Source organism: Geodermatophilus sp. DSM 45219, from assembly GCF_900104025.1.
Lineage (GTDB): Bacteria > Actinomycetota > Actinomycetes > Mycobacteriales > Geodermatophilaceae > Geodermatophilus.
This window is the reverse complement of record NZ_FNIQ01000003.1, coordinates 186,605-201,472: the sequence shown is the minus strand read 5'-3', so window position 1 is coordinate 201,472 and position 14,868 is coordinate 186,605. Positions and strand designations below refer to the sequence as shown.

Genomic DNA, 14,868 nt, shown 5'->3' with positions numbered 1-14,868 from the left:
GTCGGGCTCGGGTGCCTCGCCGACGGCATCGTCCGCGTACTGCTGCCGGAGGACGCCGCGGCCTCAGCTCGGCAGCCGGATGGTCGCCAGCCGCCCGACCGAGGCGATCCGCTCCTCGGCCAGCCGGTCGGCGGCCACGGCGGGGGAGACCCCGGCCTCGTCCGCGGCCCGGAAGACCCGCAGCGCGACGTCGAAGATGCCGTTCGCGCGGGCCTCGGCGCGCTCGAAGGAGAACCCGTGGCGCTCGTCCTCGACCTGGATCACCCCGCCGGCGTTGACCAGGTAGTCCGGCGCGTAGAGGACACCGCGACGCAGCAGCTCGTCGGCGATGCCCGCGTGCGCCAGCTGGTTGTTCGCCCCGCCGCACACGATCTCGGCCTCCAGCACCGCAACGGTCTCGTCGTCCAGTGCGCCGCCCAGCGCGCAGGGGGCGTACACGTCGGTGGGCGTGCGGACCAGCGCCGCGGTGTCGGCGACGGAGTCCACCGCGGGGTGGCGGGCCAGCACCCGCTCGACCGCGCCCGCGTCGACGTCGGTCACCACCACGTCGGCGCCGTCCTCCACCAGCCGGTCGACCAGCCAGCTGCCCACCTTGCCCACCCCGGCGACGCCGACGGTGCGCCCGGCCAGCGAGGGCTTGCCCCACCGGTGCTGGGCGGCGGCGCGCATGCCCTGGAAGACGCCGTGGGCGGTGAGCACCGAGGAGTCCCCGCAGCCGCCGTACGCCAGGGACCGGCCGTGCGCGAAGCGGGTCTCCCGGGCGACGACGTCGAGGTCGGCGTTGTACGTGCCGACGTCGCAGGCGGTGAGGTAGCGCCCGCCCAGGGACTCCACGAACCGGCCGTAGGCGCGCAGGAGCGCCTCGGTCTTGTCGGTGTGCGGGTCGCCGATGACGACGGCCTTGCCGCCGCCCAGGTCCAGGCCGGCCAGGCTGTTCTTGTACGACATGGCCCGCGACAGGGCGAGGGCGTCGGCGACCGCGGCGTCCTCGCTCGGGTAGGGGTAGAACCGGGTCCCGCCGAGCGCCGGCCCCAGCGCGGTCGAGTGGATCGCGATGACCGCCCGCAGCCCGGAGCCGGGGTCGGAGCAGAAGACGACCTGTTCGTGACCGGAGCCGAGTACGTCCACGAGGCGAGCGTAGATCGCCGACGTGCGGACACTCACAGCGTCGTGCCGAATTCCCGGGGCGGCGGCGCGCTTGTATGAGGTGCACACACCTTGTCAGCATGTCCGGAGAAATGCCATGTCCCGCTCGCCCCGTTCCCTCCGCCCCTCCCTCCCGCGCGCCCGGCGCCGGACCCGCCTCACCCTCGAGCGTGAGCTGGCCGGCTACTCCTCGGCCGCCGAGCTCAACGACCTGGAGTTGATCGTCGAGGCCGGCCAGGCCGCCGACGGCGGCGAGGTCGCCACCCTGCTCCGCCAGCAGGCGCACCGACGGCTGTTCCGCACCCGCTGACCCCGGTCAGGCGAAGGGGTTCTGCCCGGCCTCGATCTGCTCCGCGAACTCGGTGAGCGCATCGAGGTCGGGGGTCCCCCCGGCCGAGCGCACGACGTCCTCGAGAGCGACGCGTACCTCCGCGGCCGGCCGGCCGGCCGGCACGGTCGTGCGCCACCTCGGCCAGCCGGGGACGCACCCGTTCGCTCAGCTGAGCGGCCAGTCGCGGCGACGGAGGGCGCAGCAGGTCGAGCAGTCCCTCCTGCAACCCCGGACGGAACAGCGACCTGCGGACCATCTCGTCCTCCCGACCTGAGCCGGGTCGCCACGATGCGTCGTTCGAGGTGACCGGTGTGGTCCCACTATCGTCGGGCCACATGACTCGTGGTGTCCGTTCCATCGGCGTGGCGGTGGTGGGCTTCGGCTGGATGGGCCGCGCCCACGCCCAGGCCTACGCGCGCGTCCGGCACCACTTCCCCGAACTGCCGGTCCCTGACCTCGTGGTCGTCGCCGACGAGGTCCCGGGCCGGGCGGAGGGTGCGGCGGAGCAGTTCGGGTTCGACTCGCCGGTCCAGGACTGGCGCGCGGTGCTCGGCGATCCCCGCGTCGCGGCGGTCAGCATCACGGCGCCCAACTTCGTCCACCGCGAGATCGGCGTCGAGATGGCGCGGGCCGGCAAGCACGTCTGGATCGAGAAGCCGGTCGGGCTGACCGCGGACGACGCCCGTGCGGTCGCCGCGGCCGTCCGGGAATCCGGTGTGCAGAGCGCGGTCGGCTTCAACTACCGGCACGCCCCGGCTGTCGCCGCCGCCCGGCAGATGATCGCGGACGGGGAGATCGGGGCGGTGACGCACGCCCGGGTCCGCTTCTTCAGCGACTACGCCGCGCATCCCGACGGGGCGCTCACCTGGCGGTTCGAGACAGCCCGGGGAGGCAGCGGCGTCCTGGGTGACCTGGCGTCGCACGCCGTGGACATGGTCCGCCACCTGCTGGGTGACATCGCCTCGGTGGCCGCGGACACCGCCGTGTTCATCGGCCAGCGGGCCCGGCCCTCCGGAGCCACGTCCGGGCACGCCCGTGCCGTGGGCGGTGAGCCGGGCCCCGTGGAGAACGACGACTACGTCTCCGCCCTGCTGCGCACGACGTCCGGTGCGCGCGTCGTCCTGGAGGCCAGCCGCGTCGCCGTCGGCGAGCAGAACAGCTACGGCTTCGAGGTGCACGGCACCGCCGGCGCGCTGTTCTGGGACTTCCGCCGGATGGGCGAGCTCGGGGTCGGCCGAGGGGTCGCCTACCAGGACCAGCCCGTGAGCACCGTGCACGTCGGCCCCGGCGCCGGCGCGTACGCCGCGTTCCAGCCCGGCTCGGGCATCGCCATGGGGTACGACGACCTCAAGGTCGTCGAGTGCGCCGACTTCCTGCGCTCCATCGCCGACGGCCGTCCGCACGGGACCCGGATCGACGACGCCGTCCACGCCGCTGTCGCGCTGGAGGCGATGGCCGAGTCCGCGGCCGTCCGCGGCTGGGTCGACGTCCCGACCCCCCGGGACGAGGTCACCGGCGGGTAGCCGCCGGGGGTTCTGCCGCACCCGCCGCCCCGGCCCGTCGCCGCCGGGAGTCCTGCCGCCCCATGGCGCCTCGGCCCGTCCCGCTCGGCCGTCGGAGCGGTGCCGGGGCGATGCCCCTGTCGGGCCGGGGCCTCGACGGGGAGGCTATTGACGGCCCATGTTAGTCGTGTCACATTCCTCATGTCAGTTTGTCCGAACATAGCGTCTCAGGGGCACCCTCCCTGGTGGATCGCGCGAGAGGAACGCACCGATGAGAACTGTCGGAAAGCCGCTGAAGACGCTGGCCGCCGTGAGCGTCCTGGGCCTGGTGGTGGCCGGGTGCAGCAGCGAGGGCGGTGCGCAGGACGAGGGCGGGGCCGCCGCCGGCGAGGAGTACACCATCGCGATGGTCACCCACGAGGCCCCCGGTGACACGTTCTGGGACAAGATCCGCAACGGGGCCGAGGCCGCGGCCGCCAACCACAACATCACGCTGAACTACTCCGCGGACCCCGACGCCGGCCGGCAGGCCACGCTCGTGCAGAACGCCATCGACAGCGGCGTCGACGGCGTGGCGGTCACCCTGCCCACGCCCGACGCCATCGGGCCGGCCGCACAGGACGCGGTCGACGCCGGCATCCCGGTCGTGGCGTTCAACGCCGGCGGGGACCAGTACCGGGACCACGGCGTCTCCATGTACTTCGGCTCGAACGAGGACCTCGCCGGGCAGGCCGTCGGCACCCAGCTCGCCGAGACCGGGTCCACCGGGAAGACCGTCTGCGTCATCCAGGAGCAGGGCCAGGTGCAGCTGGAGACCCGCTGCGCCGGCGTCGCCAAGACCTACCCCAACACCGAGATCCTCTACGTCAACGGGCGTGACCTCCCGTCGGTCCAGCAGACGATCGGGGCCAAGCTGCAGCAGGACCCGTCGGTCACCGCCATCGTCGCGCTGGGTGCGGACATCGCGCTGGCAGCACAGCAGTCCAAGGACGACGCGGGCAGCCAGGCCGCCATCGCCACCTTCGACCTGAACCAGGACGTCGCCCAGCAGATCCAGAGCGGCGGCATCGCGTTCTCGGTCGACCAGCAGCCCTTCGTGCAGGGCTACATGGCCGTGACCTCGCTGTGGCTCAACATCACCAACGGGAACGACATCGGCGGTGGTGGTCCGGTCCTGACCGGCCCGTCGATCGTCGACTCGAGCAACATCGACGCGATCCTGCCCTACACGGAGAACAACACCCGCTAGTCCGTCCGGGGGGAGCCGGGCGCCCTGCCCGGCTCCCCCCGCCCACACCCACACCCCCTGGGAGCCAGGCCATGAGCTCGTCCGTGGCGACACAGCCCTCATCCCAACCACCCCCGCCCGCCGCCGGTGCGCCCGCCGCGCCGCCCCGCCAGCAGCGGTCGCTGGTGTCCCGGGTGCTCGCCCGCCCGGAGGTCGGCGCCCTCGCGGCCGCCATCGCGGTCTTCCTCTTCTTCTACGCGGCCGCCCCGACCTTCCGGTCCCTCCCCGCGGCGTCGACCTACCTGTACGCCAGCGCGACGATCGGCATCGTGGCCGTCGGGGTGGCACTGCTCATGATCGGCGGCGAGTTCGACCTGTCCGCCGGTGTCGCGGTGACCACGGCGGCGCTGACCGCGGCGATGCTGTGCTACCAGCTGAGCCTCAACGTGTGGGTCGGCGTCGTGGTCAGCCTGGTCGTCGCCCTGGCCATCGGCTTCCTCAACGGCTGGCTGGTGGTGCGCACCGGCATCCCGAGCTTCCTGGTGACGCTCTCCACGTTCTTCGTGCTGCAGGGGTTGAACCTCGGCGTCACGAGGCTGATCACCGGTGCCGTCGCGACGCCCAACATCAACCAGCTGGACGGCTTCGACTCCGCACGGGCCGTGTTCGCCTCCGACGTCGACCTGGGTCTCATCACCCTGAACATCACCATCCTGTGGTGGGCGCTGTTCGTGGCCGTCGGCACGTGGGTCCTGCTGCGCACCCGGGTCGGCAACTGGATCTTCGCCTCCGGTGGCAACGAGGCCAGCGCCCGCGCGGTCGGTGTTCCCGTCCGCAAGGTCAAGATCGGCCTGTTCATGGCCGTCGGCTTCCTCGCCTGGTTCCTCGGCATGCACCTGCTGATGAACTTCAGCACCGTGCAGGCCGGGATCGGCGTGGGCAACGAGTTCGTCTACATCATCGCCGCGGTCGTCGGCGGAGCGCTGCTCACCGGCGGCTACGGCTCGGCGGTCGGGTCGGCGCTGGGTGCCCTCATCTTCGGCATGACCACGCAGGGCATCGTCTTCGCCGGCTGGGACCCGAACTGGTTCCGCACCTTCCTCGGCGTGATGCTGCTGCTCGCCGTCATGGTCAACCTGTACGTCAAGAACTACGCCGCTCGGAGGAAGTGACCATGACCGACACCATCGCCGAGCACGCCGCGCCAGACCTGAACAGGGGTGAACCCCTGGTCGAGATGCAGGGGGTCGGCAAGGCATACGGCGCCATCCGGGCGCTGGAGGACGTCAATCTCACCGTCAACGCCGGCGAGGTGACCTGCGTCCTCGGGGACAACGGCGCCGGCAAGTCCACCCTGATCAAGATCATCTCAGGCCTCCACCCGCACTCCGAGGGGACGCTCCGCGTCGATGGGAAGGAGCGGCACTTCTCCTCACCGCGCGAGAGCCTCGACACGGGGATCGCCACCGTCTACCAGGACCTCGCCGTCGTGGGCCTGATGGAGGTCTGGCGCAACTTCTTCCTCGGCTCGGAGATCCGCAAGGGCAACTACCCCCTCGCACCGCTGGACATCAAGGCCATGCGGGAGATCGCCGACGCCGAGCTGCAGAAGATGGGGATCCACGTCAAGGACATCAACCAGCCGATCGGCACGCTCTCCGGCGGTCAGCGGCAGTGCGTCGCGATCGCCCGGGCGGTCTACTTCGGTGCGCGGGTGCTGATCCTGGACGAGCCCACCGCGGCACTGGGTGTCAAGCAGTCGGGCGTGGTGCTCAAGTACACCGCCGCTGCCCGCGACGCCGGCCTCGGGGTCGTCTTCATCACGCACAACCCGCACCACGCCTACATGGTGGGCGACCACTTCGTCATCCTGAAGCTCGGTCGCCGGGTGCTGGACAAGAAGCGCTCGGAGGTCACGCTCGAGGAGCTGACCGCCGAGATGGCGGGAGGCCAGGAGCTCGCCGAGCTCTCCCACGAGCTCAAGCGCTAGTGGAAGGACCACCCTCCCCCCCACGCCTCGGAGAAGGACCCCGTCCTCCTCACCGCTCGCAAGCTCGCGGCGAGCCTCTGGACGGGGCCGGCGGGACCCGGGAGGGTGGCCGCGGCGCCCGCCGTCCCGGACCTTGCGGTTCGGGGCGGCGGGCGCCGTCGTGTGCGGTCAGGTCAGGGGACGCCGACCCGCAGGAGGTCGTCATCGAGGTGTGCGGTGTCGTTGAACCGGCGGACGGTCCAGCGCTCCCCGGCGAGGGCCAGCTGGGACAGCGAGGAGTTGCGGCTGCTCAGGAAGGCGAAGGGCGGCGCCTCCGTGGCCAGGGCGAGGGCCTGGGCGATGACCCCGCCGTGCGTGAAGACGGCGACCCGCCCGCCGGGGTGCGCCGCCGCGATCCGCTGCAGCGCGGCGCGGACCCGGACAGCGAGGGCCGCGGCCGGCTCCGCACCGGGGATGAGGTCCCACCGCTGCTCGGCCACGACCCGGGCGGCGACCGGGTCGCCCTGGGCCAGGCGCTGGAGGACCAGGCCGTCCTCCCACTCGCCGAGGTGCAGCTCGCGCAGGTCGGGCTCGACCCTCGGCCGGATGCCGGTGACGTCGATCAGGGGCTGCGCGGTCTCGAGCGTGCGGCGCAGCGTCGTCACGTAGACGGCGTCGAGCCCGGCGGCGCGGAGGCGTCGTCCCACCGCCTCGGCCTGCGCGCGTCCGAGCGCCGACAGCGGCGGGTCGCCCTGTCCGTCCTCGAGCAGGGGGTGGGGGTGCTCGGGGTCCGCGTGCACGACCTCCCCGTGCCGGACGAGGAGCACGTCGGTGTCGCGGTGCTCGGAGGGCACCGGGTCATCCTGCCCGGATCGCGCGACCGGCGCCCCCGGATTCCCCCGACACCGAACGGCCGCCCCTCAGGAACCCACCCCTGGCCTGCGAGGCGTGGGGGGAGGGGTGGTCCCTTCTCACGGGGCGCTGGAGCGTCGTTCGGCCTGGGCGGTCAGCTCGGCGAACAGCGCCTCGGGTGACCAGCCCGCCTGGAGGGCGCGCCACACCAGCTCGGCCTGGGTCTCCGGCGCCAGGCCGCCGATCGGCTGGTCGCGGTCGAGATCGGTCGGGAAGGCGTAGCCCTCGGCCGAGGCGGCGACGACGTTGCGCAGCGTGCGCTCGTCGGCGCCGGCGGCCCGCTGTGCGAGCAGGACCGGGTGGAGCGCCCGGCACATCGCCGTCCGGTCCACCGTCTCCATCGCCCGGCCGAACGCCGAGGAGACCTGCAGCAGGTTCGCCATGCGGCGGACGTCGGCCGAGCGGTTGGTGCCGGCACCGTGGAACAGGGCGGGGTTGAAGAACACCGCGTCGCCCTTCCGGAGCGGCAGCTGGACGAAGTGCTCGTCGAAGTAGGCGGTGAACTCCGGCCGGTGGAAGGCGACGTAGCCGGGGGCGTACTTCTGCGAGTGCGGCAGGTACATGGTGGGGCCGGTCACGACGGGCATGTCGCAGTGCGCGACCGCCCCCTGCAGGGTCATCACCGGGGACAGCCGGTGCACGTGCGCCGGGTAGGCCAGCGCCTGCTCCTCGGACATGAAGCCCAGGTGGTAGTCGCGGTGGGCGACCTGGGCCTGCCCTCCGGGGTTCACCACGTTGACCTGGCTGGTGAGCTGGTAGCCGCGGCCGAGCCACGCCTCGGAGACCAGCGCGATGACGTCGCTGCCGTAGTAGGCGGCGAAGGCCTCCGGGTCCCGGACGGCGAACTTGTCCAGCGCGCCCCAGATGCGGTCGTTGGCGCCCGGCTTGGCGAAGTGGTCGCCGCCGACGACACCGGCCGCCTTCTGCTCGTCGATCATCGCCCGGAACACCGCCGTCGCCCGGTCGACCACCGCCGTGTCGGGGAAGGCGCCGGCGAAGACGACGATCCCCGGGCCGTCGGCCAGGGCACGGGCCAGCTCGGCCTGCACCTCCCGGCGGCCTTCGGGGGTGGCGACGGAGTCGCGCAGCCGCGGGCCGTAGACGAGGACGTTCTCCCGGACCTCGTCGGCGTGGGGGTACTCGGCCAGGTCGGTGGTCGTCTCGACGAGCGCGCGGAAGTCCTCCAGGCGGCAGTCGTCCGCGGTGAACCAGCCGGGGGAGGTCCGGGCGGTGACGGGTGCGGTCATGGCGTCGTCCTTCCTGAGCGGGGTGGGCGCTCCCGAGCCTGGCGACCGGAGTGCGGCGTCCACAAGGCCGCCGATCCCTCAAGAACCCGTCATCGAGTGGTGCTCAGAACTCCTCCCAGACCTCCGGGTGCTGGCCGTTGACGCGGGTGCCGTCGGCGAGCGTGGCGATGCCGGCCATGTCCTCGTCGTCGAGCTGGAAGCCGAAGACGTCGAGGTTCTCGACCAGCCGGCCGCGGGACGACGCCTTGGGGAAGGTGACCAGGTCCTGCTGCACGTGCCAGCGCAGCACCACCTGCGCCGGCGTCCGGCCGTGGCGTGCGCCGATCTCGGTGAGCACCGGCTGCCGCAGCAGCTCCCCGCCGTTGGCCAGCGGCGACCAGGACTCCGTGACGATGCCCCGCCGGGCGTTGTCGGCGCGCTGCTCGAGCTGCGGGTCCCGGGGGTGGCACTCGATCTGGTTGACCGCTGGCACCGTCGAGCTCGCCGCCGCGAGCCGGTCGAGGTGCTCGGGCAGGAAGTTCGAGACGCCGATGGCGCGGGTGAGCCCCTCGGCGCGGAGCTCCTCCATCGCCCGCCACGACTCGACGTAGCGGTCCAGCCGGGGGAGCGGCCAGTGGATCAGGTAGAGGTCCACGTACTCCGTGCCGAGCCGGTCCAGGCTGGCCCGCAGTGCAGCCTTGGCCGTCCCGTACCCCTGGTCGCGGCCGCGCAGTTTGGTGGAGACGAAGACCTCCTCGCGCGGCAGTCCGGAGTCGGCGATGCCCTGGCCGACGCCGCGCTCGTTCTCGTAGCTGGCCGCGGTGTCGACGAACCGGTAGCCGATCTCGAGCGCCTCGCGGACGATCCGCCGGGTCTCCTCGTCGGGGAGCCGGGCGGTGCCCAACCCGAGCTGGGGGATCGCGACGCCGTCGTCCAGGGAGACGGAGGGGACCGTGGTCACCCCGCCAGCCTGGTGAGCCCGCGGGCACGCGGTCAACCCTCAGGGACCCCTCAGACTGGTGCGGTGCCACACCCCTACCCCATCCGCGAGATCGCCCGCCAGGCCGGCCTGTCCGAGGCGACCGTCGACCGCGTCCTCAACGCCCGGGGCGGGGTCCGCGCGAGCACGGTGCAGGAGGTCCACCGCGCCATCGCCGACCTGGACCGGCAGCGTTCGCAGGTGCGGCTGACCGGGCGGACGTTCCTCCTCGACCTGGTCGTCGACGCGCCGGCCCGGTTCTCCTCCGCGGTGCGGGCGGCCCTGGAGTCCCAGCTGCCGCTGGTCCGCCCGGCGACGTTCCGGGCGCGGTTCCACCTCGCCGAGGCCCCACCGGTGACCGGGCTGGCGGCCACGCTCGACGGGATCGCCCGGCGCGGGTCGCAGGGCGTCGTCCTCAAGGCCCCCGACCACCCGCTGGTCGTCGCCGCTGTCGAGCGGCTGGCCGAGGCCGGGATCCCGGTCGTCACGCTGGTGACGGACCTGCCGACCAGCCGCCGGGTCGCCTACGTCGGCCTGGACAACCGGGCGGCGGGGGCGACCGCCGCCTACCTGCTCGACCAGTGGCTGCCCGACGACGCCGCCGTCCTCGTCACCCGGGGCACCGGGTCCTTCCGGGGCGAGGACGACCGGGAGATGGGCTTCCGGGCCACCGCCCGCGCGCTGCGTCCGGGTGGGCGGCAGGTCGACCTGGTGGACGTCACCGGGGACGACGACGTGCTGCGCGGGCTCGTGCGCGACGCGCTCGCCGCCGACCCGGGCATCGCCGCCGTGTACTCGATGTACGCCGCCGGCGGCAACGCCGCGACCGTCGCAGCCTTCGCCGACGCCGGGCGCGGCTGCCGCGCGTTCGTCGCCCACGACCTGGACGCCGAGAACCTCGCCCTGCTGCGGGAGGGCCGGCTGTCCGCGGTGCTGCACCACGACCTCGCACTCGACCTGCGCCGCGCCTGCCACGTCGTGATGCAGGCGCACGGCGCGCTGCCCGGCACCCCGCGGTCCTGGCACTCCGGCGTCCAGGTCGTCACGCCGCACAACATCCCGGCGGAGCTGCTGTCGGCGAGGTGACCCGTTGAGGGGTTCTTGAGGGACCAGTGCCGTTGACCTGGGTGTGGTCCGGCGCACAGCCTCGACACGGCCCTGCGCTGCGCCGGGCCGGACGGGACCGAGGAGGGGTCGTGGCGCTGGACGTCGGGGTCATCGGGGTCGGCATGATCGGGCAGGAGCACATCCGCCGGCTGGACGGCGGGCCGGGCGGCAGCCGGGTGGTCGCGGTGGCCGACGCGGACGCCGGGCGCGCCGCGGCCGTGGCCGGGCAGCTCCCCGCCGCGAAGGCGCTGCCCAGCGGCGAGGACGTCATCGCGTCGGACGCGGTCGACGCCGTCGTCGTCACCTCGTGGGGGCCGACGCACGAGCCCTACGTGCTGGCGTGCATCGCCGTCGGCAAGCCGGTGTTCTGCGAGAAGCCGCTGGCCACGACGCAGGAGGCCTGCCGGCGGATCGTCGACGCCGAGGTCGCTGCCGGCCGGCGGCTGGTGCAGGTCGGCTTCAACCGGCGCTTCGACCCCGCGCACCGGGCCCTCAAGCAGGCGTTGGACGACGGGACCATCGGCGCCCCGCTGCTCGTGCACTGCGCGCACCGCAACGCCTCGGTGCCGCCGCACTACACCCGCGACATGTCCATCGCCGACACCGCGATCCACGAGATCGACCAGCTGCGCTGGATGTTCGGCCAGGAGATCACCGCCGCCCAGGTGTTCACGCCCCGCCGGAGCAGCCGCGGCGGCGAGCTGCAGGACCCGCTGCTGGTGCTCTTCGAGATGGCCGACGGCGTCCTCGTCGACGTCGAGGTGTCGGTCAACGTCCACTACGGCTACGAGATCCGCTGCGAGGTGTCCGGGGAGAGCGGCACCGTCGAGCTGGCCGAACCGGCCCCGGTACGGGTCCGCCGCGAGGGCACCGTCGCCGGTCTCGTCCCGGCCGACTGGCGGGAGCGGTTCACGCTGTCCTACGACGTCGAGCTGCGCGAGTGGGTCGACACGGTCCTCGCCGCGCGGCCGCCCGAGGGGCCCGGTGCCTGGGACGGCTTCGCCGCGCAGGTCGTCTCGGACGCCGCGCTGCAGTCCTTGCACGCCGGGGGCCGGGTGGCGGTGGAGCTCCCCGCGCAGCCCGAGCTCTACCGGTGACGACGGACGGGGCCGGACCTCTCCGTATCGGGGTCCTGGGGGCCGCGCGCATCGCCGAGCGGGCCATCGCCGTCCCCGCGCGGGACACCGGCAGCCGGCTGGTGGCGATCGCCGCCCGGGACCCGGCGCGGGCCGAGGCGTTCGCCCGGGCGCACGGCGTCGAGCGCGTGCTGGCCTCCTACGCCGACGTCCTCGCCGACCCGGACGTCGAGGTCGTCTACAACCCGCTGCCGAACGCGCTGCACGGTCCGTGGAACCTGGCCGCGGTCGCGGCCGGCAAGCACGTGCTGTCGGAGAAGCCGTTCGCCTCGAACGCCGAGGAGGCTGCCGAGGTCAGGGACGCCGCGCGGGCTGCGGGCGTGACGGTCGTGGAGGACTTCCACCACGTCTACCACCCGGTGGTGCGGCGGCTCCTCGACCTGGTGGACGACGGCGAGCTGGGCGACGTCGTCCACGTCGACGCCACCATCGCCATGCTGCCGCCGGCCGACGGAGACCCCCGCTGGTCGTTCGAGCTGGCCGGCGGGGCGCTCATGGACCTGGGCTGCTACGGGCTGCACGCGCTGCGAAGCCTGGCGCCGTGGACCGGCGGCGAGCCGGAGCCGGAGGCCGCCCGCGCCGGGCAGCGCGCGGGCGCCCCGGGCGTCGACGAGTGGCTCGACGCCGACCTGCGCTTCCCGTCCGGCGCCACCGCCACGGTGCGCTGCAGCATGGTGCACCCGGACCGGGACTTCTCGCTGCGCGTCGTCGGGACCCGTGGGGAGGCGAGCGCGCCGGCGTTCGTCGAGCCGAACCGGGACGACCGCGTGCTCGTGCGCACCGCGGCCGGCGAGCGAACCGAGCACCTGGGCACCCGGTCGTCCTACACGTACCAGCTCGAGGCGTTCGCCGCGGCGGTCAGGGGCGGCCCGCCGGTCCCCACGGGCCCGGACGACGCGGTCGCGACCATGACACTGGTCGACCGGTGCTACCTCCTCGCCGGCCTGCCGCCCCGGCCGCGGGCGGTGCTCGAGCCGCCCGCGGCCGGGGCCTGACCCGGCGCTACAGCTTCGCGGCCGCGGCGCGGAGGTTCTCGGCGGCGAGAGCGAGGCCTTCGAGGCGGTCGTAGGCGGCGTCCTCGTGCTCGATGTTGACCGCCATGTCCGGGTCGACCTCGGCCAGCGCCCGCAGGAACTCGGTCCACCAGTCGACGTCGTGGCCGACGCCCACCGCCACGAAGCGCCAGCCCGGGTTCTCCGGCCACGCGTTGCACCAGTAGCCGTAGCCGGTGGGCACCTTGTCCGGGGCGTCGGCCCGTACCCGGGTGAACGAGGTGTCCAGCACCCCGCGGATGTCCACCCCGGGCGTGATCATTGCGTCCTTGGCCGCGGCGTGGAACACCAGCGGGCCGAGGTCGCGGATGCAGGCCACGACGTCCATGCCCTGCCACATCAGGTGCGAGGGGTCCATCTCGGCCCCGATGTTGGTGGCGCCGACGGTGTCGACCAGCCGGCGCAGCGTCACCGGGGAGAACACCAGGTTGTGCGGGTGCATCTCGATGGCCACCCGGACGTCGTTGGCGCGGGCGAGGGCGTCGATCTCCGTCCAGAACTCTGCGGCCACGCCCCACTGGTAGTCGAGGACGTCCAGGTAGACGCCGTCCCACGGGTTGACCACCCAGGACGGGTACCTCGCGTCCGGGTCCGATCCCGGCGTGCCCGACATGGTCACGACGTTCTTCACGCCCAGGAGCCCGGCCAGCTCGATGGTGCGCCGCAGGTCGTCGGCGTGCTTGGGGCCGACGCCGGGCAGTGGGTTGAGCGGGTTGCCGTTGCAGTTGAGCCCGGTCAGCTCCATCCCGCGGGAGGTGAACGTCTCCAGGTAGTCGCGCCGGGCCTGCTCGGAGGCGAGCAGCAGGTCGACGTGGCAGTGCGGGGAGGGGATGAAGCCGCCGGTGTTGACCTCGACGGAGGTCAGGCCGTCGGCCTGCAGGACGTCGAGGGCCTGCTCCAGCGGTCGGTCGTGCAGGCAGGCGGTGTAGGCGCCGAGCTTGAGAGCCATGGGAGCAGCCTTTCGGTGGAGTCGGTCGCCACGGGGGGCGTCAGGCGGGGGGAGCGGGAACGGCCGGGGCCGCGGTCTCGACCGGCGCGGCAGAGGGCACGGGGGCGACTTCGACAGGCGCGACTTCGACAGGGGCGCCGTCGGACTGCGCGGACTCGACGACGGCCTGGACGATCTGCATGGTGTGCAGGGCGTCGGCGAAGGTGGCGTTGCGCGGCAGCGGGTCGGGGGTGCCGACGATCTGGTCCAGGAAGGCGCGGCACTGGTAGACGAACATCTCGGCGTTGCCGCCGCCCACGCCCGGCGCCTCCATGGGGTAGCCGCCGGCGACGTAGGGCATCTGCGGGCCGACGATGACCTGCCGGACGCCGCGGGTGCGGGCCTCGGGCTGACGGTCGTCGACGAGGTACTCCGAGGGCCGGTGCCAGTCGAACGAGGCGCGTCCGTCCAGCCCGTACACGTCGAAGGCCAGCCCGTTGGGCATGCCGAAGGCGGTGCGTGACACCGAGAACGACGCGGACAGGCCCGACTCGAACCGGGCCGTGAACACGGCGGTGTCCTCGTTCTCGACCTCGCCCGTCTCCTCGCTCACCGGGGCGGCGTGGTGGCCGACCACGGCGCCGAGCGGCAGCGGCCGCTCGGCGATCTGGGTGGACAGCACCGCTCCGGACACCGACACGACCGGCCCGCACAGGAACTGGCCGACGTCGATGACGTGGGCCCCGATGTCGCCGAGGGCACCACTGCCGGGTCCGCCCCTGTACCGCCAGGTCAGCGGGCCGCGCGGGTCGCAGGCGTAGTCGCACCAGTAGCGGCCGTCGAACAGGGTCAGCTCACCCAGCTCGCGGTCGTGCACGTGGTCGCGGATGGCGGCGATCGCCGGGGACCGGCGGTAGGTGTAGCCGACGGCGGTCACCACGTCCGCGGACTGCTCGGCGGCGACCATCGCCTGCGCGTCCTCCATCGAGCCGGCCAGCGGCTTCTCGCAGAGCACGTGCTTGCCGGCGGCGATGGCCGCCTCGGCGATCGGCCGGTGCAGGGAGTTGCCGACGACGATGCTGATCGCGTCGATGGAGGGGTCCTCGACGACCTCCTCCCAGCTGGGCACCGCCCGCTCGAACCCGTAGCGGCGGGCCGCGTCCCGGGCGAGCTGCTCGTTGGCGTCGGCGATCGCGGCCAGCCGGACGGGCGGCAGACCCTCGCCGAAGACGGTGTTCACCTGGCGGTAGCCGGCGGCGTGGCTGCGACCGGCCATCCCGGCCCCGACCACCGCCACGGACAGTGGCTGGAGTGACATGGCTGTTCCCCTTCGGCGGTGCGGCGGGCGCGAT

15 protein-coding genes are annotated in these 14,868 nt (G+C 73.4%); 8 read left to right on the top strand and 7 right to left on the bottom strand.

Features of this window, described 5'->3' with window-relative positions; all coding sequences use genetic code 11:
• Window positions 1-63: 63 nt before the first annotated feature.
• Window positions 64-1,128, bottom strand: a complete 1,065-nt coding sequence (locus tag BLR12_RS10085; RefSeq protein WP_091378411.1) for a Glu/Leu/Phe/Val family dehydrogenase — start codon at window positions 1,126-1,128, stop codon at window positions 64-66.
• Between the two features lie 115 nt (window positions 1,129-1,243).
• On the opposite strand from BLR12_RS10085, the gene BLR12_RS10080 reads away from it, so the two are divergent.
• Window positions 1,244-1,456, top strand: coding sequence for a hypothetical protein (locus BLR12_RS10080; RefSeq protein WP_091377129.1), 213 nt, complete (start codon window positions 1,244-1,246; stop codon window positions 1,454-1,456).
• A 6-nt stretch (window positions 1,457-1,462) separates the two neighbouring features.
• Here BLR12_RS10080 and BLR12_RS24465 read toward each other — a convergent pair whose 3' ends face one another.
• Window positions 1,463-1,600, bottom strand: coding sequence for a hypothetical protein (locus BLR12_RS24465; protein ID WP_176832453.1), 138 nt, complete (start codon window positions 1,598-1,600; stop codon window positions 1,463-1,465).
• Window positions 1,601-1,812: 212 nt separating this feature from the next.
• Between BLR12_RS24465 and BLR12_RS10075 the strand changes: the two genes are divergently transcribed.
• From BLR12_RS10075 to BLR12_RS10060, 4 genes are all read left to right on the top strand, one after another.
• Window positions 1,813-3,000, top strand: a complete 1,188-nt coding sequence (locus BLR12_RS10075; RefSeq protein ID WP_091377127.1) for a Gfo/Idh/MocA family protein — start codon at window positions 1,813-1,815, stop codon at window positions 2,998-3,000.
• Between the two features lie 250 nt (window positions 3,001-3,250).
• On the top strand, window positions 3,251-4,228 hold the full coding sequence (locus BLR12_RS10070; protein ID WP_091377124.1) for a substrate-binding domain-containing protein: 978 nt from the start codon (window positions 3,251-3,253) through the stop codon (window positions 4,226-4,228).
• Window positions 4,229-4,299: 71 nt separating this feature from the next.
• Window positions 4,300-5,379, top strand: a complete 1,080-nt coding sequence (locus BLR12_RS10065) for an ABC transporter permease (protein WP_091377122.1) — start codon at window positions 4,300-4,302, stop codon at window positions 5,377-5,379.
• Window positions 5,380-5,381: 2 nt separating this feature from the next.
• Window positions 5,382-6,197, top strand: coding sequence for an ATP-binding cassette domain-containing protein (locus tag BLR12_RS10060; protein ID WP_091377120.1), 816 nt, complete (start codon window positions 5,382-5,384; stop codon window positions 6,195-6,197).
• A 173-nt stretch (window positions 6,198-6,370) separates the two neighbouring features.
• On the opposite strand, the gene BLR12_RS10055 is transcribed toward BLR12_RS10060, so the two are convergent.
• The 3 genes from BLR12_RS10055 to BLR12_RS10045 all read right to left on the bottom strand — a co-directional run bounded on the left by BLR12_RS10055 (window position 6,371) and on the right by BLR12_RS10045 (window position 9,275).
• A complete protein-coding gene (locus BLR12_RS10055) occupies window positions 6,371-7,030 on the bottom strand; it encodes a histidine phosphatase family protein (protein WP_091377117.1) in 660 nt (219 codons plus the stop codon).
• 117 nt (window positions 7,031-7,147) lie between these two features.
• A complete protein-coding gene (locus BLR12_RS10050) occupies window positions 7,148-8,335 on the bottom strand; it encodes a phytanoyl-CoA dioxygenase family protein (RefSeq protein WP_091377115.1) in 1,188 nt (395 codons plus the stop codon).
• 103 nt (window positions 8,336-8,438) lie between these two features.
• On the bottom strand, window positions 8,439-9,275 hold the full coding sequence (locus BLR12_RS10045; protein ID WP_091377112.1) for an aldo/keto reductase: 837 nt from the start codon (window positions 9,273-9,275) through the stop codon (window positions 8,439-8,441).
• Between the two features lie 63 nt (window positions 9,276-9,338).
• On the opposite strand from BLR12_RS10045, the gene BLR12_RS10040 reads away from it, so the two are divergent.
• The 3 genes from BLR12_RS10040 (at window position 9,339) to BLR12_RS10030 (ending at window position 12,531) form a co-directional block, all read left to right on the top strand.
• Window positions 9,339-10,379: a LacI family DNA-binding transcriptional regulator gene (locus tag BLR12_RS10040; RefSeq protein WP_091377109.1), complete on the top strand. Its 1,041-nt coding sequence runs from the start codon at window positions 9,339-9,341 to the stop codon at window positions 10,377-10,379.
• Window positions 10,380-10,489: 110 nt separating this feature from the next.
• A complete protein-coding gene (locus BLR12_RS10035) occupies window positions 10,490-11,497 on the top strand; it encodes a Gfo/Idh/MocA family oxidoreductase (protein ID WP_091377107.1) in 1,008 nt (335 codons plus the stop codon).
• Window positions 11,494-12,531: a Gfo/Idh/MocA family protein gene (locus BLR12_RS10030; RefSeq protein WP_091377105.1), complete on the top strand. Its 1,038-nt coding sequence runs from the start codon at window positions 11,494-11,496 to the stop codon at window positions 12,529-12,531. Before BLR12_RS10035 ends, BLR12_RS10030 begins: the two co-directional genes overlap by 4 nt.
• 7 nt (window positions 12,532-12,538) lie before the next feature.
• On the opposite strand, the gene BLR12_RS10025 is transcribed toward BLR12_RS10030, so the two are convergent.
• Both BLR12_RS10025 and BLR12_RS10020 read right to left on the bottom strand, forming a co-directional pair.
• A complete protein-coding gene (locus BLR12_RS10025) occupies window positions 12,539-13,537 on the bottom strand; it encodes a sugar phosphate isomerase/epimerase family protein (protein WP_091377101.1) in 999 nt (332 codons plus the stop codon).
• A gap of 40 nt (window positions 13,538-13,577) precedes the next feature.
• On the bottom strand, window positions 13,578-14,834 hold the full coding sequence (locus tag BLR12_RS10020; RefSeq protein WP_255363409.1) for a Gfo/Idh/MocA family protein: 1,257 nt from the start codon (window positions 14,832-14,834) through the stop codon (window positions 13,578-13,580).
• Between the last annotated feature and the right edge of the window lie 34 nt (window positions 14,835-14,868).

Excerpts from the sequence above, each read along its gene's own strand:
- BLR12_RS10080 (WP_091377129.1), top strand. The coding sequence starts at position 1,244 with ATGTCCCGCTCGCCCCGTTCCCTCCGCCCCTCCCTCCCGCGCGCCCGG.
- BLR12_RS10075 (WP_091377127.1), top strand. The coding sequence starts at position 1,813 with ATGACTCGTGGTGTCCGTTCCATCGGCGTGGCGGTGGTGGGCTTCGGC.
- BLR12_RS10070 (WP_091377124.1), top strand. The coding sequence starts at position 3,251 with ATGAGAACTGTCGGAAAGCCGCTGAAGACGCTGGCCGCCGTGAGCGTC.
- BLR12_RS10065 (WP_091377122.1), top strand. The coding sequence starts at position 4,300 with ATGAGCTCGTCCGTGGCGACACAGCCCTCATCCCAACCACCCCCGCCC.
- BLR12_RS10060 (WP_091377120.1), top strand. The coding sequence starts at position 5,382 with ATGACCGACACCATCGCCGAGCACGCCGCGCCAGACCTGAACAGGGGT.
- BLR12_RS10050 (WP_091377115.1), bottom strand. The coding sequence starts at position 8,335 with ATGACCGCACCCGTCACCGCCCGGACCTCCCCCGGCTGGTTCACCGCG.
- BLR12_RS10025 (WP_091377101.1), bottom strand. The coding sequence starts at position 13,537 with ATGGCTCTCAAGCTCGGCGCCTACACCGCCTGCCTGCACGACCGACCG.
- BLR12_RS10020 (WP_255363409.1), bottom strand. The coding sequence starts at position 14,834 with ATGTCACTCCAGCCACTGTCCGTGGCGGTGGTCGGGGCCGGGATGGCC.